Consider the following 22,403-nt stretch of genomic DNA (forward strand, 5'->3'; position numbering starts at 1 on the left):
CAGGCAAGGGCAGGCCGTTTTCGCCGATGCCCTCCAGGACAGCGGCGGACCGGTCCGCGCATTCGCGGGTCCGAGCCGCGTACGCGCACACGACATCGACGGCCGCGGGCTCCAGCGCTGCCGCACGGCTCCGCCGGCGGGCGCAAGCTGCACCTTCCCGACAGCATTGCCCACGATGATCAGGCGTGAGAAGGTGCCGCAGCCGGAGTCGCCGAGGGCCACCCCCGTCCCACCGCACTCACAGGCGATCTCCACCCTCGCACGGCGGAAGGACCACCCCACTCACCATGGCCGAAACCCCCGACGACGTCCCCGGGATAGCCAGCGAGGGCCACTTCGCGGCATTCGTTAAGAGATACCAATCCCTCGACCTGTTCGCCCGATTCCTCGGCAATCCGTTCGAGCTTCTGTGCGACCAGGCCGAGTGCGCCCTCGAAGCGCACGATCCCGGGACCGTAGTGGAACGGCTGGTGATCACCGGCCCGCCGTATCCCCTCGCGGACACCCACCTCGACTGGGACGACCCGGTGCCGGAGACCCGGTACATCATCACCCGGGTCGCCCTGTTCGCCCCCGTCACTCTCAGGGTGTGGACCCCCGCCGCCGGCACTCACGTCCTGCAGGGCGCACTGACCTGCGTCATCGCCAACCTCAACCAGCCCGAGGACGACCGCGTGGTGCAGTCCTGGCTCGACCTGGACGAGGACACCCCGAGCCGCCTTCTGAAGCCCGACAGCGACCTGCTCCGCAGTCGCCTGTTGAGCGTCGGCGAATGGCTCCCCACCGACTACCCGCACGGATCCCCCGAACGCGAAGGCCGGGAAACGACCTGACGTACCCCTCCATAGTCCGGCTCGCTGCTCGGTCCGGAGCGGCCGGTCCAGAGCGGCCGATTCACCCTCTCCTCCGACCACCGGGTGAGCCATTGCGACCACGCTGATCCCCGCCTCCCGCTGGGGCGGCAGTGCCCCTGGTCACGTTCGAACCGCACCGCCGAGTGACCTCAGCCGAATGAATGGTCACGGGCCGAGCCAGGTGGTGGGACGGCAGCGGGTGAGCCGGCGGACCATGAAGCCGATCAACGCCCAGCGGATCACCGTCTCCGATCGTGCCGGGCCGACCTCGTAATGCCGTGGCGGAGTCTTTGGCGACGGACGAGGAACCGCGAAGCGCCGAGAAGCTGACGCAGGTCCGGAACGTCTGGGAAAAGTGAGGCGTTACCACAGCCCACACCACGCGCAGGGACGCGGTTCCTCGCTCAGCCGACCGCAGTGGCGGGACGATGCGCAGTCCCGGCAAACTGCCCACCAGGCGGCGCGTGTCCACGTCGCCTCAGCGTCCTGTTGGTGGCCCACCACGACCACGCTGTCGGTGCGCAGCGAGGGTGATGCGCAACCGCGCGAGCCGCCCCCAACGTCACGGGAAAGCATCATGGTGTGGCGTCTTCCCGGCGACCCGGACGCTGGCCGGCACCGATTGAACCGATACACAGATGCTCATACAGCAAGCCCTCTGTCCAGCCTTTGAGCTGACCACGAGAAGGCCCCCTACCCGTAACGACACGAACGACTGACCTGCGTACACCACAGCAGACAAGGGTGCAACAGGAACAGCAGTCTCGTCCGATCCATTGACCCCGATGGGCCACCCTCGTAGATTGCCAACGCCTCAACGGAATGAAACGTTTCAAACAGTGGTGATGGTTTGCCGCGACCTGGAGGGAAGCCTGTGCACAATCGTTGGCACCGGAAGTCATCACGATGGATCACGGTCATGGCTTTGGTAGGGGCGATGGCCCTTGGGGCGTCTCCGGGCGGTCCGGGGCTCGCGGTCGCCGCGTCCGGCGACATCTCCGTGCGACAACTGACCGTGGACGGGACGGCGAACCCGCTCGGGACCGACAACACCCATCCCAGCCTCGGCTGGCAGTTGCACTCCTCGACTCGCGGCGACCGGCAGACCGCGTACCGCATTCTGGTGGCGAGCAGCCCGAAGCGCCTGAACACGAAGGACGCCGACGTCTGGGACAGCGGCCGGGTGCGTACCGCGGACTCGGTCGGAGTGCCCTACGGCGGGCCGAAGTTGACCTCATCGCGTGCCTACTACTGGACCGTGCGGGTGTGGGACGCCCAGGGCCGGGCCTCCCGGTGGAGTTCTGCCGCGCGCTGGGAGACCGGCCTGCTGAACGCGGCGGACTGGCAGGGCGCCCAGTGGATCAGCCCGGACACCGGCAGCAGCGACTCGTGGTCGGACTTCACTCTCGACACGGACTTCACCATCAAAGCCGGCGCGGCGAGTGTCCTGTTCCGGGTGAAGGACGCGCGGGACTACTACATGTGGCAGATCAACGCCGCACAGACGGCAGGCAAGGTGCTGCTGCGCCCGCACGTCCAGTCGGGCGGCCGGTTCAGCAACCTCGGTGAGGTCGATCTGAGTCCGGTCATCACCACCGCGAACGCCAACGCCCAGCACCACATCACCATCAGGGCCGAGGGCAGCCGCATCACCACCTCGATCGACGGCACCCAGGTCGACACCCGTACCGACACCACCCTGACCGCGGGCACCCTGGGCTTCCGCAGTTCGGTCACCAACGGTGTCTCCGAGGACGCCCTGTACGACAACATCGCGGTCCACGGCCTGGACGGCGCCGCACTCTTCTCCGACGACTTCAGCACCTCACCCGACCCGCTCTTCCCCGACACCGCGATCACAGACGGTCAGCTCGAACCCCGCGGCGACCCGACACTCCTCGACGCCGAGCCCAACGCCCCGATGCTCCGGCGCGCCTTCTCCCTCGACGGAAAGAAGGTCGCCACGGCCCGCGCCTACGTGTTCGGCCTGGGCTTCTACGAGTTGCACCTCAACGGAGCCAAGGTCGGCGACCAGGTCCTCGCCCCCGCCTCCACCCCTTACGACAAACGGGACCTCTACACGACGTACGACGTCACCGACGACCTCAAGAGCGGCGCGAACACCGTCGGGCTGTGGCTCGGCAACGGATACGACGAGCGGTTCAGCCCCTACGGCTTCCGCTGGAGCGGCCCTCAGCAGGCCGTGATGCTGCTCGACGTCACCTACACCGACGGCCGCCGGCAGACCATCACCACCGACAACAAGTGGAGTTGGTCCACCGGCCCGATCACCAGCAACGGCATCTACGCCGGCGAGTCCTACAACGCCAAGCTGGAAAAGCCCGGTTGGGACAAGCCTGGCTTCGATGCGGCCGGCTGGCAGCCCGTGCGGACCGTGCAGGCCCCGACCGGGACTCTGGCAGCCGCCACTGCGCCACCCATCCGGGTCACCGACACCCTCGCGCCGGTGAAGCTCACCCAGCCGAAGCCGGGCGTCTACGTCTACGACTTCGGCCAGAACATCGCCGGCTGGGAGCGCCTGCACGTCAAGGGCGCGGCAGGCACCACCGTACGGATGCGGACCGCCGAGGACGTCGGCGCCGACGGCATGCTCGACACCACCACCAACCGATCCGCTGCGGCCACCGACACCTTCACGCCGGCCGGCACCCGCGACGCCGAGACATACGAACCCCGCTTCACCTACCACGGGTTCCGGTACGTCGAGGTCACCGGCTACCCCGGCACCCCGACGGTCAAGAGCCTCGACGCCAGAGTGGTGCACACCGACGTGACATCCACCGGCACGTTCTCCTCCTCCGACGCGCTGCTCAACCAGATCTGGCAGAACAACCGGTGGACCATCCTGAACAACTCGATGAGCACTCCCACCGACAACCCGGTCCGTGACGAGCGGACTCCGCCCGGCATGGACGTACAGGCCTATCACGACGCCTCCATCCGCGAGTTCGGCATGGACGGCTACTACGCCAACTACCTCCAGGACATGCCACCCGGCGTTCCGCTCCCCAACGACGGTGGGAACGCCCAGCAGCCCGACATGGACGGCGACCAGATCACGCTCGCCTGGACCCTGTACGAGCAGTACGGCGACCGTGCCACCCTCGCCACCGCGTACCCGGGGATGAAAGAGTTCGTCGACACCAACGCCACCGACGTGCCCGGGCACATCTGGCCGGCCAACCGAGGATTCGGCGACTGGTGCCCGCCCGACCGCAGCTCCAACGCCAACGGCGGCCTCGGCAACCCGAGCGCCGGCAACTGCACCAGCGAGGTGTCGGTGGTGAACACCGCCCTGTCGTACCTGCAGGCCGTGGACGTCGTGAAAGCCGCGGAAGCACTGGGCCACAGCGACGACGCCGCGCATTTCACCCAGCTCGCCGACGCCATCAAGCAGGCGTTCAACACCGAGTTCCTCAACGCGGCCGGCGACACCTACGGCGACGGCCGCCAGACGACAAGCGTGCTGCCACTCGCCTTCGGCATGGTCCCCGCACAGAACATCGGCAAGGTCGGTGACCAGCTCGTCAACACCATCCTCACCAAGGACGCCGGTCACCTCGACACCGGCATCTTCGGCACCCGCTACCTCATGGACGCACTCGCCGCCATCGGCCGGACCGATGTGGCGATGAAGGTATTGGACCAGCGCAGCTACCCCGGTTTCGGCTACGAGATCGCGAAGGGGGCGACGACTTCGTGGGAGGAGTGGACGTACGCCTCAAGCATGGAGAGCCACGACCACGCCATGTTCGCCGGCATCAACGCCTCCTTCTACACGCAGCTGGGCGGCATCCAGCCCACCGGCCCCGGCTACAGCACCGTGACCATCGCCCCGCAGATCCCGCCGGGCCTGCACCACGCGGCGACATCCATCGCGACCGTCCGCGGCCGGATGGCCACCTCCTGGACGAACACCGACGGCCGAATCACCCTCGACGTCACCGTCCCGGTCGGCAGCACCGCAACCGTCCATGTCCCGCACCTCGGACAGACCCACGTGAAAGTCCAAGCCACTTCCGGTGCGCGACCGCAGAATGGCGTCGGCGATGACGAGACCGTCTACACGGTCGGCTCCGGCCAGTGGAAGTTCACCGTGACCAGCCACCGCTGAGACACCCACCCACCGCACCCGGTTCCGTCAGAGGACCCCACCTCTCTGACGGAACCGGAGCCGGACCGTAACGAGAACGGCTCTTCCGAGATCTGACCTTCCGTCAGCGACGGTATGCGCCTCGCGTTCCGCGAGCGTCATCGTCCTCTTCGGCACGTCCGATACGGCGGACAGAGGCAGCTCGTCACCCGGCGCCCTCGTCGCTGCCGCAGGCGGGGTAGAACGTCATCAGGTCGGCTTCGGGCATGGAATCGGGGGTAGGCCGGTCGGTCTGATCGGCTGTGTTCGTGTAGCGCCCGTTTTCGTCGTCGGGCTCCCGGTCGAGGCCCTTCTCGCTGCCGAGACGGGCCGTCGTCGCGTAGGCCCCGTCGCCCCCGTGGCCGTAGGACGCCAGGTCCGGGTGACGGTCGTGGTTGTAGTCGGCCACGACGACGGCGCGCGGCTCGCTCAGGTCGACGTGGTGATCACTCTGTCCGCGTCCGTGCGCCGAGAAAGGTCCCAGCCGCAGTTCAGAGACGTCCGGATCCACGGGGTCGTCGCCCCTGAACGCGGGGGTGGCGACGACGAAGAGGTCGTTCCAACCGTCTTGGTTGAAGTCGGCCACGACGGCCAGCACGTCCTTCGCGTCTTCGCCCCGATCCCCGACGAGGTCCCGGGGTCCCACCTTCGTCCCTCGCCCGCTCTGCGCTCCGAAGGTGATGGTCAGGTCGGCGCCGATGAGGGAAGGGGGAGCGACATGGTCGGTCGTGCCGTCGCCGTCCAAATCGGCCACGAGGCCTCCGGAGGACGTCACGCAACTTCTGATCGCGGGGCCGGCAGCCGGGCGCGGAGGCGGATCACCTCGGCCGTCGCCGCATCCGGCCACCAGCACGGTCGACGCCGCGAGCGTCAGGACGCAGCACGCCCGCACCCCTATTCGTCCCCCACTGCGCACGACGTGACCGCCTCTCCCTTGCACATGTGACGAGGCAGCAAGGTTCGCTCGAGGCTACAGCCCGAGCGCTCGCTCCCCGAAGAAGCTTCATCGGTGCGGACTCTTTCGACGTCCAGATCGACGGTCCCTCGATCAAGGTGGCGCGAGGCGCACACCATGAGCCGGAGGCCATCGTCCGAGGCGATGTCCGGACGCTGTGGAACCTGATCTTCACTGACATGACCGTTGCGTCCGCCATCGAGGCGGGCTTCGTGGACGTCACCAGGAACCAGCCTGCGGCACAACACTTCTTCACCCTCGTTCGCCCGCCGGCCTGACCTGTATACCCGCGTGAGCTTCGGGGCCTTGCCCCAAGGCCGGTTAGGTAGCGGTTTCGCAAGCCGCACAGGTGAGTTGAAGAGTACTCGACGCTCCAGGACATCTGGGAGAACTGACGTCGGTCGTGCCGTTCGAGCGGGCGGACACGGTCCCTTCGGAGACGAGGACGGTGCAGCAGCAGTTGCGTGGTCTGCCGTCGCGGGTCGGGCGGGCAGTCACGTTTCAGGTGATGGACCCACTGTCGTCGTCGTGGAACAGGGAGGGCAGGTTCACCACGACCGGCTCCTGGGTGCTGCGCGCGATCACCACGACGGCTTCCTCGTCCGGGTCGGGATTCTCCTCCCGGTGCGCGACGTAGGGGGGTACGTAGATGTAGTCCCCCGGACCAGCTTTCGCTCTCCTCTCCTGCGGCTCGCCTTCCGAGTCATCGACGTAGGCGAACTCGGGGTGTCCGCTCACGACGTAGATCGCCGTCTCGGACTCGCCGTGATGGTGGGCGCTCGAGGCGGTTCCCGGGGCGACACGGGTCTCCCCCATCCAGATCCGGCGTGATCCGGCAAGTGCACCGCTGATCGCGGCGAATCTCCTCATCCCCCCACCGCTCTGAGCGGTGCCGCTGTCCAGCTCGCCGGCCCTCACATGATGAAGCCCCGGCCGCGCCCGCATGTCAGCCCCAGGCAGGCCAGGGTGAAAACCATCGGCTTCGCCCATATCATCCATAAATCGACGCTAGGCCATGGCCCGCAGGGGCGCAATCAATCGTCAGCCGACCTGGGGCGGTCTCCCTCGGCGTACCGTTTCCCCGGTCGTCCCGAAGGCGTCAGGCGTGTGACAGCCAGTCGCGCGGCGAGGCCTGCACTCGTCATGAGCCGCCCCCTGGCAGGGTTTCCTGCGTGTCCCGATTTCCTATGCCCATCCACCGTGCTTTTATGACCGAAGTGCTATGACATGCCCGGCATACGGAGTGGTTGATTCGAGGCGGGGTGGCTCGGACGGTGAATCAGACCAACGGTCGACAGAAGTCGCAGCGCCGATTCACGACGTTGTTCTTCGACGTCTTCGGAACGGTGGTCGATCTGCGAGGTACGGTCACCGATGCTGCGCGTGCCTACTTGAGGGACAGTGGGCTGGACCAGGAACGGGCCCAGCTGCTGGCAGAGGAATGGTTCATGCTGCTGAACGCGTCGCTCACCGAGGTGTGCACCGGCAAGCGGCCCTGGTCGGGACACGACGAATTGATGCGGCGGTCATTGGTGCAGGCGCTGGAGCGTGTCGGTGGGCAGGGGGCCGGTCACGTCAGTTCCACGGTGGAGAAGCTGACCCTCGCCGTGAGGCACCCAAGGGCCTGGCCTGACTCACTGTCGGCTATCGCGGATCTTTCGGAGACTTACCGCGTTGTGGCACTGTCCAACGCGAGTGCCGCAACGCTCACGGATCTGTCCGCTGCCAGCGGTATCCGCTGGCACTGCGTGTTGTCGTCCGAGTTCGCGAGGTCCTACAAGCCGGATCCCCGTGTCTACGCGTTCGCTGTGGAAACCCTGCGCCTCGATGTCTCCGAAACGCTGATGGTTGCCGCGCACACCTGGGATCTCGAGGCCGCGGCGCGAGAGGGGCTGGCGACTGCCCTGGTCGGACGGAAAGGGGAGGACCCGGTGGACGCACCCGGGGCTTTCGACTTCCGTGCCCGCGATCTGACTGATCTTGCGGACCAGCTCACGCTCGTGTGACGGCTCGCGCGGCAACGTCGAGCATCGCGCTGCGGATGCCGCCGCTGGACGAAGGGGCCCGCCAGGGCTCCGGTTTACACCTCACCCATGCCAGGCCCGACGCGTTCCCGCGGGCGCGAGGTCACAGCCGACGCCGGATCCGCGGGGGACGATGCCTCATGGGCGTCGTTCGAGGAACTCGGCCGTTGGCGGTGGCTTCGCGTCGGATGGTTGACGCGTGTCGGGCCGCTAGTGGTTGCTCTCTGCGGCGCGCTGGATGAAGCGGGCGACTTCGTGGGGGTGGGAGACGGAGACGGCGTGGGAGGCATCGAGTTCCACCGTCTCGGCGTTGGCGCGTTCGGACATGAAGCGCTGGGAGGCCGGGGGGATGTTGTTGTCGGCGGTGGCGACGAGGCTCCAGGAGGGGACCGTGTGCCAGGCGGCGTCTGTGGCGCCTTCCTCGAGTGCCGATGCGGCGATCGGGCGCTGCGTGGCGGCCATCAGGGCTGTGACGGTCTGCGGTACGTCCGCGGCGAACTGGTCGTGGAACTTGTCCGGGTTGATGTAGAGGTCGGTTCCCGTGTGGCCGTCGGCCAGGGGGAAGGGCACTGCGTTCAGGGCTGAGCCGAGAGTGCTCCCGGGGAACTTGTTCGACAGTTCCAGGGCGCTCTCGCCCTTCTCGGGTATGAAGGCCGCGATGTAGACGAGTGCCTTGATCTTGGGTTCCCCGGCGGCGGCCTGGCTGATGACGGCGCCGCCGTAGGAGTGGCCCGCGAGGACGACGGGGCCTTCCACGCTCTTCACCACGCTGGCGAGGTATGCGGCGTCACTCGCGAGTCCTCGCAGCGGATTGGCCGGCGCGAGGACCCGATGGCCGGCCTGCCGCAGGTCCTCGATCACTCCGTTCCAGCTGGAGGAGTCCGCGAACGCACCGTGCACCAGCACGATGGTGGGCTTGTGCGAGGCGGGAAGGGCGGTGGTGCCGTTCATGGCGTTCTCCTTGAGTGTTGCGGCCTGCTTCTGCTGCCGGTCCGCCGCGTGGGCGCTGCCGACAGAGAGAAACCTAGCGTCACATCACATTGCGCACAACTTAGTTGTGCACAACTCACCGTGCGGAAATCTTCCTGAGCCCGACCGCTCTGCGGCGCTCATCCGCAGCCCCGCTCGGGCCTGGCAGGGTTCAGCCGAAACCGTCTGTCGAGCGATCGAGTTGGCCCTCCGCTGAGATCCGCGACGCGGGAGGAGAGACCGGAGGGGCGGGCGCCCGTCTCGTCCACTCGCGGTCGCCCGGGCGGCACGCTGGTAACCACGCGATACCCCGCAGAAGCACGCAGGCCGCATGCGACCTACTCGGCGGGGCGGCTGTGGCCGGCGGCCGCAGCCGCGGCCAGGCAGTGGTGCGCCGTGACGGGCGCCGTCCGCGGCGATACGGGCCGTGCGGTGCACGGCGAGAAGAGCCGCCTGGGTCGCGTGATCGGGAGGCTCGCGGGGATGGCGGCCCCGTGGCCCTCGCTCCGCGGAGGGCGGGGACCCGTCAGCCGGGTCGCCTGTCGGCGGAGGGTCAGCGCCAGCCGAGTTCCGGTGCCACGTGGGTGAGGATGCTCTCCAGCACATGGGTGTTGTAGTCGACCCCGAGCTGGCTCGGGACGGTGAGCAGCAGGGTGTCCGCGGCCTGGATCGCCTCGTCGTCCCGGAGCAGCTCGACCAGTCTGTCCGGCTCGGCGGCGTAGGAGCGCCCGAAGACGGACCGGGTGACGTCGCCGTGGGTGCCGATCTGGTCGCGGGAGTTGCGGTCGTGGCCGAAGTAGGCGCGGTCGAGGTCGTTGGTCAGGGCGAAGACGCTACGGGCGACCGATACCCGCGGCTCGCGGGTGTGACCGGTTTTCTTGTAGGCCTCGCGGTAGGCGTCGATCTGCTTGCGCTGCTGGACGTGGAGCGGCTCACCCGTCTCGTCGACCTTGAGTGTCGAGCTCTGCAGGTTCATGCCCCTTTCTGCGGCCCAGATGGCGGTCGCGTTCGACGCGGAGCCCCACCAGATCCTCTCGCGCAGTGTCTCGGAGTGCGGTTCGATCCGCAGCAGTCCGGGCGGGTTGGGGAACATCGGCCGCGGGTTGGGGCGGGCGAAACCGTCACCGGCGAGAACCGTGAGGAATGCCTCGGTGTGGCGGCGGGCCATGTCGGCGTCCGTCTCGCCCGGGGCGGGGTGATAGCCGAACAGGCGCCAGCCGTCGATCACCTGTTCCGGTGAGCCGCGGCTGAGGCCCAGTTGCAGCCGGCCGGCCGATATGAGGTCGGCGGCACCGGCGTTCTCGGCCATGTAGAGCGGGTTCTCGTAGCGCATGTCGATCACGCCGGTGCCGATCTCGATCTTCGAGGTCCGCGCGGCCACGGCCGCGAGCAGCGGGAAGGGGCTGGCCGCCTGCCGGGCGAAGTGGTGCACCCGGAAGTACGCGCCGTCCACGCCGAGTTCCTCGGCGGCGATGGCGAGGTCGATGGACTGGTTCAGCACGTCCGCGGCCGACCGGGCCTGGGAATGGGCGCTGGACGACCAGTGGCCGAACGAGAGGAATCCGATGTTCTTCACGTCATGTCCTGTGGGGGGAGGGTGTCTGTGTCTGCCGAGGTTCGACGGTCGGGCGGGGTGCGGCGCAGGCCGCACCCCTAGCGGTGTCTCGGAGTCAGGGCTTGATAAGGACCTTGAGGCTCTTGCGGTCGGCCATGTCCTGGTAGCCGGCGGGGACGCCGTCGAGGTCGGTGGTGGCGTCGAGGACCTTTCCGGGCTCGATCGCGCCGTTGATGATGGCGGGCATCAGTTCCTCGATGTAGGCGCGGACCGGCGAAGGGCCTCCAGCGAGTCGGATGTTGTGGCGGAAGAGGCTGCCGAAGCCGACGGGTGCCTCCTCGTACTGCGGGGCACCGAGCCGGCTGATGGTTCCGCCCGGACGGATGATGCCGAGGGCCTGCTCGTAGGCGGGCCTGGTGCCGACGGCTTCCACGACCACGTGCGCTCCGTGGCCGCCGGTGAGCTCGCGGACCGCTTCGACGCCTTCCTCGCCGCGGGCGGAGACGACGTCGGTGGCGCCGAACTCGCGGCCCAGGCCGGTGCGGCCCTGGTGGCGGCCCATGAGGATGATCTGTTCGGCGCCCAGCCGCTTGGCGGACAGGACCGCCATCAGGCCGACGGCTCCGTCGCCGATCACGGTGACGCGGGTGCGCTCGTTGACACCGCCTGACACGGCACCGTGGTAACCGGTGGCGAAGACGTCGGAGAGCGTCAGCAGGGAGGGGATGAGCGCCGAGTCCGCGGCGACGGGGAGCTTGACGAGGGTGCCGTCGGCCAGCGGGACGCGGATGGCTTCGGCCTGACCGCCCTCCTGCGCCACCTCGTCCCAGAAGTTCGCCTGCGGGTGGGAACACGAGGTGTTCAGGCCCTCGCGGCAGAAGGCGCAGGTGTTGTCGGAGATGGCCCAGGGGGAGACGACCAGGTCGCCGCGCTTGACGGTGGTCACCTCCGAGCCGGTGTCCTCGACGATGCCGATGAACTCGTGTCCCATGCGGGCGGGTCCGTCCTCGGGCTTCATCGAGGCGTAGGGCCACAGGTCGGTGCCGCAGACACAGGATGCGGTGATCCGGACGAGGGCGTCGGTCGGGTACTTGATGACGGAGTCGGGGACGTTCTCGACGCGGACGTCGCCGGCGCCGTACATGAGAGCTGCGCGCATCGGTGATGCTCCATTTCCGAGTGGTTCGTGAGCGGGTGGTGTGGGTCAACTGCCCTTCGAGAGCAAGGTCTTGCCGACGGTCTGCTGGTCTTGCGACAGCCCGTGCGCATCAGGGCGGCCGTGACGGCGCTGTCGAGGCATCTCAAGAGATCCGTGGAAGGGGGTTTGCTGTGAGGGGTGAGGGACAGTCGCGACCACCCTCACCCCTTTTGAAGGTGCATACAGGCATTTGCGAAGATTTGCTCTTCCGTGTCCTGTACGGCGTCGGCCTGGCCGGGTCAGCTCGGCTGCGCCGTCGGCATGATGAAGACCTGCGGGAGGTTGACGCGCAGCGGCAGGGAGGCGATGAAGCCGACCGTGCGTGCGATGTCCTCCGACCGGAGCCAGTCGATCGTCTCCTTCGACCCCTCCAGCCATGCACTGGCACCTTCGTCGGTGACATGGGACTGCAGCTCCGTGCCGACGATGCCGGGCTCGATCGCGGAAACCCGCACCTTCTTCGGGCCCAGCTCGACACGGAGATGCTTGGACAGGTGGGTGACGAACGCTTTGGTGGCGGCGTAGACGGCGAAGGTCGGGTAGAGGTTCTGCGCGGCGCTGGAGGAGTTGTTGATCAGGTCGGCGACGCCGCGTTCGGCGGCGGCCCGTACCAGTTGGGGGGTGAAGGCGCCGATGACGTTCATCAGGCCGGAGATGTTCAGGTCGATCTGGCGCTGCCACTGGTCGGCGCGCAGCTCCTCGATGGGTGCGGGGAGCATGACGCCCGCGTTGTTGAAGAGCAGGTCCGCGTCACCCAGCTCCGCCTGCACGCGGTCGGCGGCGGCCTGCACGGCGGCGGTGTCGGTGACGTCGACGGTGACCGCCACCGCGGTACCGCCGTTCTTGCGGATGCGCGCGACGAGGTCGTCGAGGCGGTCCGCGCGCCGGGCCAGCACGGCGACCTTCGCGCCCAGCGACGCCAGGTGCTCGGCCGACGCCTCACCGATACCGCTCGACGCGCCGGTGACGACAGCCACCCGACCATGAAGGGACTTGGTGGAGGCCTGAGCAAAGGTTTCGATGGTCATGGAATGACACCTTCCGGAAGATCAGCGGGGTTCGAAGCGGGGTGCCGCCGACGTCCGCGGTGGCTCCTCGGCTTCAAGCTGACCACCGGGGGAAGGGCCCGAACGGCCCGGATATGGCCCTGGTCAGACAGGTACCGGCAGTACCACCCAGCGGGAGACGACCGGCGTGCGGTCGGTCCAGACTGGATGCATGGACCGCAGCAGCGAGATCGCCGACTTCCTGCGTACCCGCCGCGCGCGGATCACTCCCGAGTCAGCGGGGCTGCCCGCCGACGGACGCCCGCGACGCGTCCCCGGCCTGCGCCGCGAGGAGGCCGCCCGCCTCGCGGGCGTGAGCACCGAGTACTACACCCGCCTCGAGCAGGGCAGGGCCGCCCACCCTTCGCCCGAGGTGGTCGACGCCCTGGCCCGCGCTCTGCGCATGGACACCGCCGAGCGCGAGCACCTCACCGACCTCCTCGCCCGCCCCGGCGCCCGGCGCGCCCCGGTCAACCCGCAGCGGGTCCGCCAGGGCCTGCACCTCATGCTGCAGACCCTCGACCACGTGCCCGCCTTCATCATCGGCCGACGCACCGACGTGCTGGCCTCCAACCGTCTCGCCCACGCCGTCCTCACCGACTTCGACGCACTGCCCGTCCCCCGGCGCAATCTCGCCCGCTACTACCTCCTCGACCCCGAGGCCCGCGAACGCACCCGCGACTGGGAACAGGTCGCGTGCGAGACCGTGGCCATGCTGCGCCTGGAAGCGGGCCGCTGTCCGGGAGACCGCCGGCTCGCCGACCTGATCGGCGAACTGACCCTAAAATCACCCGAGTTCAGTAGCTGGTGGAACGACCACCGCGTGCTGCGCCACACTCACGGGGCTGCGCGCTACTGGCACCCGCTCGTCGGCGATCTGGTTTTCTCGTACGAGTCGATGCAACTGCCCGACGACAACCAGACCCTCTGCGTCTACATGGCCGAGCCGGACACCACCACAGCCGAATCCCTACGCATCCTCAGCAGCTGGAACGCATCCACCACTGGCACCACACCGGACCCTCGCCCGACCGGTCCCGGGAGCTGAGCGGCCCCGGCCCCGGCCCCTCAGGCGGATCCACAGGCGGGTCCGTGCCCTACGCCGCATGCAGGGAGCACCCCGGGGCCCGCCTCTCGCCGTCTGCCGTCCCCCGGGGTCCCAGGCGATCTACTTGACTAGTCAAATAGTCTCTTGAGAGGGGCCGGCAGCGACTGTCGGCCCCGGCTGGCTACGCGGTGGCCGCCGGGTCGGTGTGGCGGCCGGGTGTGAGGCCGTCCAGGAGGAGGGTGATGAGCCGGGAGGCGAGATCGCGCTCGCGTTCGTGTCCGCTGATGAGGGTGATGCCGCCGAGCGCCATGAGGATGTCGTTCGGTGCCGCGTCCTGGCGTACCTGTCCGGCGGCAATCCCGGCCTCCAGGAGCGTCGTCATCGCTGCCTTCAGGGCGTCGCGGCTGTGCAGGCGCAGGCCTTCGCGGGTGGCGAGGATGACGGGCAGGGCGTCCGCCATGCCCCGCTTGGTGAGCATGTAGTCGACGAAGGCCTCCATCCATGCCCGCAGCGCGGCCGACGGGGTCTGTTCGTTCAACAGTTGCCGCGCCGACGCACACAGCCGGTCGGTCTCGTTGCGGTAGGTCGCCTCGATGAGGTCCTCGCGGGTGGGGAACCGGCGATAAAGGGTCCCGATTCCGACGCCGGCCTCGGCCGCGATCGCCTTCATCGACGCCTCGGTGCCCTCCTGGGCGAAAGCCTGGGCAGCGACCTCCAGCAGGCGCTCATGGTTCGCCCGGGCGTCCGCGCGCATTGAGCGGGGCATCACATCTCCTTGCAATACGGAGCCGCGTCCGCTTACGGTGAGAAGGCAGAAGCGGACTCGGCTCCGCTTACGACGGCCAGGAAGCGGACTTGCATCCGCTTACGGCCAGTGTAGGCGGTCGCTGCGCCTGCACCCGTCCCCGGCACCGTCCGGCGGGAAGAAACAGGAACAGGAACATGACACAGCTCGTCACCACCCCCTTCGGTGCGCAGTCGACCGCGTCCGAGGTTGTCGCCGGCGTAGACCTCACCGGGCGCAGCGCCATTGTGACCGGCGGCGCAGGAGGCCTCGGCCGCGAGACCGCCCGCGCGCTCGCCTCGGCCGGCGCCGAGGTCACCATCGCGGCACGGACCCTGGAGGCCGGTACCGCCGCCGCCCGGGAGATCGCCGACGAGACCGGCAACACCCGCACCCGGGCCGCCCGGCTCGACCTGGCGGACCCCGCCTCCGTCGCGGCCTTCGTGTCCGACTGGACCGGACCGCTGCACATCCTGGTCGACAACGCCGGCATCATGGCCACCCCCGAACTGCGCACCCCGGCCGGCCGGGAACTGCAGTTCGCCACCAACCACCTGGGCCACTTCGCGCTGACCGTCGGTCTCCATGACGCCCTGGCCGCCGCCCGCGGCGCCCGGGTGGCGGTGCTCAGCTCCGTCGGGCATGTCAACGGCCCGGTCCGCTTCGACGATCCCGACTTCACCGCGGGACCCTACGACCCCTGGCTGGCCTACGCACAGTCCAAGACCGCGAACATCCTCTTCGCCGTGGAGGCCGCCAAGCGCTGGGCAGCCGACGGCATCGCGGTCAACGCGCTCAACCCCGGACGGATCTGGGGAACCGGGCTCGGCCGCCACATGGACGCCCCGCCCGCCTCGTTCGACCCGTCGGGCAAGACCGGCGTCACGGAGAAGACCATCGCCCAGGGCGCCGCCACATCTGTCCTCCTGGCGGCATCCCCTCTGGTCCAGGACGTCACCGGGAAGTACTTCGAGGACTGCCAGGAAGCCGGCTCCTTCACCCCCGGCGTCCGCCGCGGCGTCGCCGACTACGCCCTCGACCCCGACAACGCCCGCAAGCTCTGGGACCTGTCCATACAGCTCACCACCGGCGGCCGGTAGCCACAGCTGGATCTGGCGCTGTCGCCCCGCCCCGCCCCGCCCCGCCCCGGGCGACAGCGCCCCCCACTTCCCCGTCACACACCTCCGCGTCACCACAGGTGCGCGCCGCCGCGACAACGGCCGTTCAACGCAGGCGGCCAGACCCACACGAAGTGAAACGTCACATGACAACCGACACCGATCGCTTCGAGGGGCTGCGCGCCTTCGTCAGCGGCGGCGGCATCGGCCGGGCCACCCCGGTAACGCTCGCCCAGCGCGGGGCCTCGCCGGAGGTCATGGCCGCTCGCATCGCCCGACATCCCATCGGGCGCATCGCCCAACCGCAGGAGATCGCCGACACGATCGTCTGGCTCTGCTCGGGACGGTCGACCTTCGTCACCGGTGCCATCGTCCCTGTCGACGGCGGATACACGGTGCGCTGAGATGACCACATTCAGCGAGACCACATCCAGCGACCACGTCGGCCTGTCCGTCGGCGACCTGGACAGCATCGCCTCCTTCTACTGTGGGGCCTTCGGCTTGCGGGCGAACGGCATTCACGTGCTCGCCGGCGGAGCGGTGCGGACCGCGCTGCTCACCTCTGACTCCGGGCTCTGCCGGGAGCTCACCGAGATCTCCGGCTCGCGACCCACGCGGCACACCAGCACCACGCGACACTCCAGCGTCACCGAAGGAGCAGCGACCCAGGGCTGGTTCCACTGGGCATTGCGTGTCCAGGACCTCAAGACCGTCCTCGCCGCGGTCATCACGCTCGGCGGCAGCATGATCACAGAGCCGGCCCTCGTCCAGACACGGCCCGGAATCGTGTTCGCGTACGGCAGTGATCTCGAGGGCAACCTCCTCGAACCCACCCAGGCCACGGATTCGCCGACACAACCGGCCTCCTCCGCAGCCTGACCGACCAGCCCTGAGCGGCAGATCAACGTCCGTCCGCGACGCTGTCCGAGCCGCGCCGACCACTCCCTGAAGCGGGCTTGCCGCGCTCTGTTCAGCCGGCCTCTGCGGGAACGTGGTCGTGGGCGAGCTCGTCACAGGCGGCGGCCCAACGCCTCGCGCGCCAGCAGGTCCGGTCGCGACTCCGCGCGGAGTCCGTGCCGAGGTGCGTGGCGCAGTGCCACGACGGACGATGTTGTCTGGGGGTGTACCGCAGGAGGAACCTGATGATCATCCTGAATGTGTACTTCGACGTTGCTCAGGACCATGAGGCGGAGTTCCTGAAGCTGCTGAACCACATGGTGGTGGAGTCCAACAAGGAAGACGGATGCAGCCTGTACCAGCTGTGGCGCAACGCCCACGACCCTTACAGCTACGCCCTGATCGAGCACTGGGAGTCGCAGGAGCATCTGGCCGCGCATGGCAAGACACCCCACTGGATCCACTTCAACGACATCGTCAACGGCTATCTGAAGTCGAACTACGACGAGCACCACTACGAAGAGATCCCGCGCTGAGCTGAGTACCTGCACAGCCTGCGCGAATCCCGTCTCTGGTTCGGCTGGATCCCCGATTCGCCGGAAGCACGGCGCTGCGAGGCCACGACTCCGCCACGTGATCCGGCTGGACCCTAACCGAACCGGTCAAGACATCGCCGGGCGCCCTCAGACCCTCTACCCACCGAGCTTCCAGAAGGTGTTCTTTCCATGACCACGAAGATCTCTGCCACCGACTCCCTGGACGGTCGGGTGGCTGTCGTCACCGGCGCGTCGAGCGGTATCGGTGAGGCGTCGGCCGAGCACCTGGCGTCGCTGGGCGCGAAGGTCGCCGTGCTGGCCCGACGCGCGGACCGCCTCGACGACCTCGTCGCGCGCATCCGCAAGAACGGCGGTACGGCTATGGCCCTCACCGTCGACGTCACCGACACCGCCGCCGTGCAGACCGCCGCCGACCGCGTGCAGGCGGAGCTGGGCGACGCCGACCTGCTCTTCAACAACGCGGGCGTCATGCTCCCCGCACCCATCGAGGAGCTGCGCGCCGACCAGTGGCAGCGCCAGATCGACCTGAACATCTCCGGCCTGATGAACGTCATCGGCGCCTTCACCCCCCAACTGGTACGGGCCGCCGCCGAACGCGGCGTCGCCGACCTGATCAACAACTCCTCCAGCGCCGCGCAGAACCTCTACCCGACCTTCGCCGTCTACGCCGCCACCAAAGCGTTCGTCACCCACCTGTCCAAGCACCTCCGGATGGAACTGGGCCCGAAAAAGGTGCGGGTCTCCGCGATCGAGCCCGGCATCGTCGGCACGGAGCTGCAGTCCCATGTCACCGACGAAGGCGCCACCGCCTGGCTGGAAGGCTCGAAGGAGACGATCGACTGGCTCCAGCCCCACGACATCGCACGCACGGTCGGCTTCATCGCCTCCCTGCCGCTGCGCGTCAACCTCCCGCAGGTCTTCATCATGCCCACCGCCCAGCCCAGCTGACCCAGGCCAAGCCCCGCCTGCTTTCGCCCCAACTCCACGGCGCGAAGCAGGAACGGGTCTCTGCCGACCATCGTCACCTTCGGCCAAAACTCAAGGAAGCCACCGACCTATCAGACGAAATCCTCCTGACCCTTCACGGAGGCGATCCGCATGCCTTTCTCCCAGCCCGTGCAGGGTTTCCGTAACTACTACGAACGCTCCGGCAGCGGAACACCCGTGGTCCTCGTCCACGGCAACCCGGGCGATCACATGGAGTTCTCCCGCGTGGTGCCGCTTCTGGGCGACGACGTCGACGTGGTGACACCGGACCTGCGCGGGTACGGGAAATCCGACAAGCATCTGGAGGATGTCGGCAACGCCTACTCGCTCACCGGGCAGGTCGACGCCCTCATCGCACTCATCGACGACCTGGGCATCAGCAACGCCGTGCTGTGCGGCTATGACGTGGGCAGCTTCAGCGTCCAGACCATCGCCATGAAACGCCCGGACCTGGCGCACTCCCTGGTCATCGCGCCGCCGACTCTGGGCGTCGGCCGGCGGATCCTGGAGGAGAAGGCCGTCAACGCCTTCCTGCACGCCATCATGTACAAAACCCGGCTGGTCGAGGACCTGATCGACGGAAAACCGGAAGCCGTCCGCGCCGCGCTCCGGGAGAACCTGGTGAGCTGGTCGCCTCCCGGCTCCCCCGCGGTCGACGTGCTCCTGGACCACCTCACCGAGAACCACTCGAAGCCGGGCGAGTTCGTGGCCAGCGCGATGTGGTTCCGCTACCCCGAGGGCAACCCCATCACCTTCTACGCCAACGAGACCAAACCGGCGCCCGAGGACAGGTTCTCGAAGAACATCACCATCCTGTGGCCGGACAGCGACGCGCTCTTCCCCACGGAATGGAGCGACACGCTCGGCGACTACTACAGCGACTACGACCTCCACTTCATGGAGAACACCGGACACTTCAGCCCCGTCGACTCCCCGGAGACCTGGGCGGAACACATCCGCAAGCACGTGCGGGCAGCCTCGAAGTAGCGGACGTATGCCAAGCATGCCCTGGAGCGGTTGCGTTCAGGGTGGCCCCAACTGGATATGTCCGTGAATCCGGCTCGCAAGTGCGACGGCGTCGAGAGGGGGCTTCTGCCACATAACCGGCGGAGCCTCAGCCCGAGACCGCCAGACCTCATCAGGAGAAGCGCAATGCCTGACTTTCACCACAACATGTTCGAGCACGAGGGTGTCCGTATCCACTATGTGACCGCCGGTACATCCCCGGCTCAGGGTGGGGACGACCGGACGATCGTATTGATTCACGGCTGGCCGCAGACCTGGTGGGAATGGCGCCACATCATCGAACCGCTGCGTTCTGACGGCTGGTTCGTCGTGGCACCAGACGTCCGAGGCGCCGGCGGATCATCGAAGCCCCCAGGCGGCTACGACAAACAAACGATGGCAGGCGACATCAGGGCATTGCTGCATCACCTCGGCGTGCGAAAGCCGATCACGATCGTCAGCCACGACCTCGGGATGCTGGTCGGCTACGCCTACGCGTCCCTCTGGCCTGACGAGGTCACGCGCCTCATGATGTCGGAGGCGCCGATCCCGGGCACCGCCGGATACGAAAGCGCCGTGGCGACGAGCAAGTACAGCGAGAACAGGATCTGGCACTTCCACCTGCACGGAGCAGCGGACAACGCTGCCGAGATGCTCATCGAAGGCCACGAGTTCCCCTACCTGCGCTCGTTCTACGTCAGACTGAGTGCGAACCCCGATGCGATCTCGATCGCGGACACGGAGCGCTACGTCGCCGACTACACGCAGCCCGGAGCCATGCGAGCGGGCATCGAGCTCTTCAGAGCCTTCGAGAAGGACGCAGAAGACAACCGGCGCATCCTGGCGGAAAAAGGGAAACTCAAAATGCCCGTGCTCGGACTGGGAGGTACCGCGAGCTTCTTCCTCCCCATAGCCGAGAAGATGCTCTCGGAGGTCGCCGAGAACGTCACCGTCCGACCCGTCGAAGATTCGGGACACTGGATGGCCGAGGAGCAGCCTGAGAAACTCCTGGAACGCCTTCGCGAATGGTTTCAGCAGACCGGCGGATAACCGCGGAGCAGACGGAAGTTGAGAATGCCTCCAGGTCGCCCCGCCCAGCGCAAGTGCGCCTATGGCGCGGCGATGGCGATGGCGATCTGAACGACGGTATCGTCGGTGCTCAGATGCAGTGTCGCGCCCATGCGTCCCCGCCGGCCGCCGGTGAAGCTGCTGGAGGGAGCGGCGATGAAGAAGGCAGACATCGACCGGTTCTGGAAGTTGCTGCACGCGCTGCCCCAGGGAGACGACGCACAGTTCTTGTACGGGCGGGGGGCCGCCGGCAGACTCCGAGAGCGGAACCTCCGACGGTACCTGGAGCTGATGGACCGCATTCGTCCTCGAATGCTCCTCATCGGTGAAGCGCCTGGCTACCGCGGACACGCCGTCACCGGGCTCCCGTTCATGAGCGTGGCCCAACTACGCGCCAGACCCGGGCTGATCACCGGCGACCCAGACGGGGACGGCTTCGAGATTCCCGTCGATCCGCCCGCCCTGTCGGAGGCTTCATCTACCGTGGTCTGGCGTACCGTGGCCGCGCTGCGGGGTCCGCTGCCGATGTTCTGGCCCGTGTACCCAAACCACCCGCACGAGCCCGGCCGCCCCGCCACCAACCGCCCGCCGCGCGCCGCCGAGATAGCGGCGGGCACACCCGTCGCCCTCGCACTGGCGGCCGCATTCCGGATCACGACCGTCGTCGCGGTCGGCCGCAAGGCCCAGGGCGCGCTCGCCCGCAACGGCGTGACGGCGATCCCCCTACGCCATCCGGCACAGGGCGGCGCCCGAATCTTCGCAAACCGGCTCGCCCAGCTCGACGAGGAACATCACGCCGAGCTTTGACGCGTCCACGCAACCATGGTCGCCCCCGCTGCGGTACGACGCCCACCGCCACATCCGTGAAGACCGTGCGCTGTCCTCCGGCCCAGGGCCGCTGACCGCGTGGAAGCCGACGCGGTCGGTCAGACGGCCATCGGCCGGCGACCGGGTGGGGAGTTGCCGACGTCGGTCGCGTCAAGGGCCCCGGACCCGTGATCGGTCCGGGGCCTTGCGCCGGGCGTTACGCACAGTAGCCTCGGGTCATGCCTGAGACCTCGGTGGCACATTTCTACGACGAGCTGGCCGATGACTACCACCTGATCTACGCAGACTGGGACGCAAGCATTCGTCGGCAGGGAGACGCCCTGGACGGCCTGATGGGCCAGGACAACGCGTCAGTGCTCGACTGCTCCTGCGGCATCGGCACGCAGGCCATCGGCCTGGCGCTGCGCGGCCACCGTGTCACCGGCACGGACCTCAGCGCCCGCGCCGCCGCCCGCGCCGTCCGTGAGGCCGCCCACCGCGGTGTGACGCTGCGCACGGGCGTTGCCGACATGCGACGCCTGCCGTTTCCCGACGGCCGGTTCGACACCGTCGTCTGTGCCGACAACGCCCTGCCCCATCTGCTGACGGAGCAGGACGTCCGCGCCGCCCTGGCGGAGATGCGCCGCGTGCTGCGTCCAGCCGGCCTGCTGTTGCTCAGCACTCGTTCCTACGATGACCTGCTGCGCAACCGACCTGCTTCGGCGTCTCCACAGGTCCACCAGGCCACGGACGGGGGAGAACGGACCGTCACCTTCCAACTCTGGCACTGGCACGAGGACGGCGAGCACTACGACGTGGAGCACTTCCAACTGCTGCCGACCGGCGGAGAATGGCGCGTCAGGGTCCGTCGGACCGTCTACTGGGCGCTCGGCCGGGACCGGCTGGCCGGCCTCGTGACCGACGCGGGGTTCGTCGACCCCGAGTGGCGAATGCCGCACGAGACGGGTTTCTTCCAGCCGCTGCTCATGGCGCGCGCCAGCAAGTAGGCGATCACACCGCTTCGCGGACCGTTCGCCACGACGCTCAGGAGGCACCGCGGTCGTCAGTGACCGTCCCCGTTGATGTCAAAACCGGATGTCAAAGGCCCCGGACCATGATCGGTCCGGGGCCTTTTGCCTGGCGCCCCCGGCGGGATGCCAATCCGCGACACCCGCTTTGGGAGTTTTCCCTGGGCGGTGCTGTGACCTGCGGAAACTTCGACGTTGAGGCGTCCGACCTGGGGAAACGCTCCTCCGTAGTTCTCACGGCGCTTCCCGGCCTCATGTGTGCTGAATCCGTGCCGGCGGGCCCATCCCCGACAAGTGCTCGGCGGCTGGGTCGTCGGCAGGGGAGTCGATGGCATCGTGAACCACGAACT

At 68.1% G+C, this 22,403-nt stretch carries 22 protein-coding genes; 14 read left to right on the plus strand and 8 right to left on the minus strand.

Features of this window, described 5'->3' with window-relative positions; all coding sequences use genetic code 11:
• Positions 1-287: 287 nt before the first annotated feature.
• Together ACFVTC_RS18745 and ACFVTC_RS18750 are read left to right on the plus strand one after the other, a co-directional pair.
• The gene (locus ACFVTC_RS18745; protein WP_390128228.1) at positions 288-833 is read left to right on the plus strand and encodes a hypothetical protein; all 546 of its coding nucleotides are present in this window, start codon (positions 288-290) and stop codon (positions 831-833) included.
• A gap of 940 nt (positions 834-1,773) precedes the next feature.
• A complete protein-coding gene (locus ACFVTC_RS18750; protein ID WP_390128231.1) occupies positions 1,774-4,989 on the plus strand; it encodes a family 78 glycoside hydrolase catalytic domain in 3,216 nt (1,071 codons plus the stop codon).
• Between the two features lie 184 nt (positions 4,990-5,173).
• On the opposite strand, the gene ACFVTC_RS18755 is transcribed toward ACFVTC_RS18750, so the two are convergent.
• Positions 5,174-5,761: a VCBS repeat-containing protein gene (locus ACFVTC_RS18755; RefSeq protein WP_390128233.1), complete on the minus strand. Its 588-nt coding sequence runs from the start codon at positions 5,759-5,761 to the stop codon at positions 5,174-5,176.
• Between the two features lie 188 nt (positions 5,762-5,949).
• On the opposite strand from ACFVTC_RS18755, the gene ACFVTC_RS18760 reads away from it, so the two are divergent.
• Positions 5,950-6,240, plus strand: a complete 291-nt coding sequence (locus ACFVTC_RS18760; protein WP_390128236.1) for a hypothetical protein — start codon at positions 5,950-5,952, stop codon at positions 6,238-6,240.
• A gap of 223 nt (positions 6,241-6,463) precedes the next feature.
• Here ACFVTC_RS18760 and ACFVTC_RS18765 read toward each other — a convergent pair whose 3' ends face one another.
• Positions 6,464-6,961: a cupin domain-containing protein gene (locus tag ACFVTC_RS18765; protein WP_390128238.1), complete on the minus strand. Its 498-nt coding sequence runs from the start codon at positions 6,959-6,961 to the stop codon at positions 6,464-6,466.
• Positions 6,962-7,236: 275 nt separating this feature from the next.
• Between ACFVTC_RS18765 and ACFVTC_RS18770 the strand changes: the two genes are divergently transcribed.
• A complete protein-coding gene (locus ACFVTC_RS18770) occupies positions 7,237-7,968 on the plus strand; it encodes a haloacid dehalogenase type II (RefSeq protein ID WP_390128241.1) in 732 nt (243 codons plus the stop codon).
• A 228-nt stretch (positions 7,969-8,196) separates the two neighbouring features.
• Here ACFVTC_RS18770 and ACFVTC_RS18775 read toward each other — a convergent pair whose 3' ends face one another.
• The 4 genes from ACFVTC_RS18775 to ACFVTC_RS18790 form a co-directional block, all read right to left on the minus strand.
• Positions 8,197-8,937: an alpha/beta fold hydrolase gene (locus ACFVTC_RS18775; protein WP_390128242.1), complete on the minus strand. Its 741-nt coding sequence runs from the start codon at positions 8,935-8,937 to the stop codon at positions 8,197-8,199.
• A gap of 571 nt (positions 8,938-9,508) precedes the next feature.
• On the minus strand, positions 9,509-10,531 hold the full coding sequence (locus ACFVTC_RS18780; RefSeq protein ID WP_390128243.1) for an LLM class flavin-dependent oxidoreductase: 1,023 nt from the start codon (positions 10,529-10,531) through the stop codon (positions 9,509-9,511).
• Positions 10,532-10,625: 94 nt separating this feature from the next.
• A complete protein-coding gene (locus tag ACFVTC_RS18785) occupies positions 10,626-11,669 on the minus strand; it encodes a zinc-binding dehydrogenase (RefSeq protein WP_390128244.1) in 1,044 nt (347 codons plus the stop codon).
• A gap of 278 nt (positions 11,670-11,947) precedes the next feature.
• The gene (locus ACFVTC_RS18790; RefSeq protein ID WP_390128246.1) at positions 11,948-12,736 is read right to left on the minus strand and encodes an SDR family oxidoreductase; all 789 of its coding nucleotides are present in this window, start codon (positions 12,734-12,736) and stop codon (positions 11,948-11,950) included.
• Positions 12,737-12,926: 190 nt separating this feature from the next.
• Between ACFVTC_RS18790 and ACFVTC_RS18795 the strand changes: the two genes are divergently transcribed.
• Positions 12,927-13,802, plus strand: a complete 876-nt coding sequence (locus tag ACFVTC_RS18795; RefSeq protein ID WP_390128248.1) for a helix-turn-helix transcriptional regulator — start codon at positions 12,927-12,929, stop codon at positions 13,800-13,802.
• Positions 13,803-13,983: 181 nt separating this feature from the next.
• Here the strand turns inward: ACFVTC_RS18795 and ACFVTC_RS18800 are convergent, their stop codons facing one another.
• Positions 13,984-14,568: a TetR/AcrR family transcriptional regulator gene (locus ACFVTC_RS18800; RefSeq protein WP_390128250.1), complete on the minus strand. Its 585-nt coding sequence runs from the start codon at positions 14,566-14,568 to the stop codon at positions 13,984-13,986.
• 176 nt (positions 14,569-14,744) lie between these two features.
• Between ACFVTC_RS18800 and ACFVTC_RS18805 the strand changes: the two genes are divergently transcribed.
• The 7 genes from ACFVTC_RS18805 (at position 14,745) to ACFVTC_RS18835 (ending at position 20,200) form a co-directional block, all read left to right on the plus strand.
• Positions 14,745-15,686 carry an SDR family NAD(P)-dependent oxidoreductase gene (locus ACFVTC_RS18805; RefSeq protein WP_390128252.1) on the plus strand — a complete coding sequence of 314 codons (942 nt, stop codon included), beginning with the start codon at positions 14,745-14,747 and terminating at the stop codon, positions 15,684-15,686.
• Positions 15,687-15,850: 164 nt separating this feature from the next.
• Positions 15,851-16,108 carry an SDR family oxidoreductase gene (locus tag ACFVTC_RS18810; protein WP_390128254.1) on the plus strand — a complete coding sequence of 86 codons (258 nt, stop codon included), beginning with the start codon at positions 15,851-15,853 and terminating at the stop codon, positions 16,106-16,108.
• Between the two features lies 1 nt (position 16,109).
• On the plus strand, positions 16,110-16,583 hold the full coding sequence (locus tag ACFVTC_RS18815) for a VOC family protein (protein WP_390128256.1): 474 nt from the start codon (positions 16,110-16,112) through the stop codon (positions 16,581-16,583).
• A gap of 263 nt (positions 16,584-16,846) precedes the next feature.
• Positions 16,847-17,137: a putative quinol monooxygenase gene (locus tag ACFVTC_RS18820; protein ID WP_390128258.1), complete on the plus strand. Its 291-nt coding sequence runs from the start codon at positions 16,847-16,849 to the stop codon at positions 17,135-17,137.
• Positions 17,138-17,326: 189 nt separating this feature from the next.
• The gene (locus tag ACFVTC_RS18825) at positions 17,327-18,106 is read left to right on the plus strand and encodes an SDR family oxidoreductase (RefSeq protein ID WP_390128261.1); all 780 of its coding nucleotides are present in this window, start codon (positions 17,327-17,329) and stop codon (positions 18,104-18,106) included.
• Between the two features lie 150 nt (positions 18,107-18,256).
• The gene (locus ACFVTC_RS18830; protein ID WP_390128263.1) at positions 18,257-19,132 is read left to right on the plus strand and encodes an alpha/beta fold hydrolase; all 876 of its coding nucleotides are present in this window, start codon (positions 18,257-18,259) and stop codon (positions 19,130-19,132) included.
• A gap of 165 nt (positions 19,133-19,297) precedes the next feature.
• Positions 19,298-20,200, plus strand: coding sequence for an alpha/beta fold hydrolase (locus tag ACFVTC_RS18835; protein ID WP_390128265.1), 903 nt, complete (start codon positions 19,298-19,300; stop codon positions 20,198-20,200).
• Positions 20,201-20,259: 59 nt separating this feature from the next.
• Here ACFVTC_RS18835 and ACFVTC_RS18840 read toward each other — a convergent pair whose 3' ends face one another.
• Positions 20,260-20,391 (minus strand): hypothetical protein, encoded by a 132-nt coding sequence (locus ACFVTC_RS18840; RefSeq protein ID WP_390128267.1) that lies wholly within the window; start codon positions 20,389-20,391, stop codon positions 20,260-20,262.
• On the opposite strand from ACFVTC_RS18840, the gene ACFVTC_RS18845 reads away from it, so the two are divergent.
• A complete protein-coding gene (locus tag ACFVTC_RS18845; protein WP_390128269.1) occupies positions 20,375-21,025 on the plus strand; it encodes a uracil-DNA glycosylase in 651 nt (216 codons plus the stop codon). The two genes, ACFVTC_RS18840 and ACFVTC_RS18845, sit on opposite strands and share 17 nt — an antisense overlap.
• A gap of 239 nt (positions 21,026-21,264) precedes the next feature.
• A complete protein-coding gene (locus tag ACFVTC_RS18850; RefSeq protein WP_390128271.1) occupies positions 21,265-22,032 on the plus strand; it encodes a class I SAM-dependent methyltransferase in 768 nt (255 codons plus the stop codon).
• The last annotated feature ends 371 nt before the right edge of the window (positions 22,033-22,403 follow it).

Origin of the sequence: Streptomyces sp. NPDC057950 (assembly GCF_042887295.1) — a bacterium.
GTDB lineage: Bacteria > Actinomycetota > Actinomycetes > Streptomycetales > Streptomycetaceae > Streptomyces > Streptomyces kaempferi.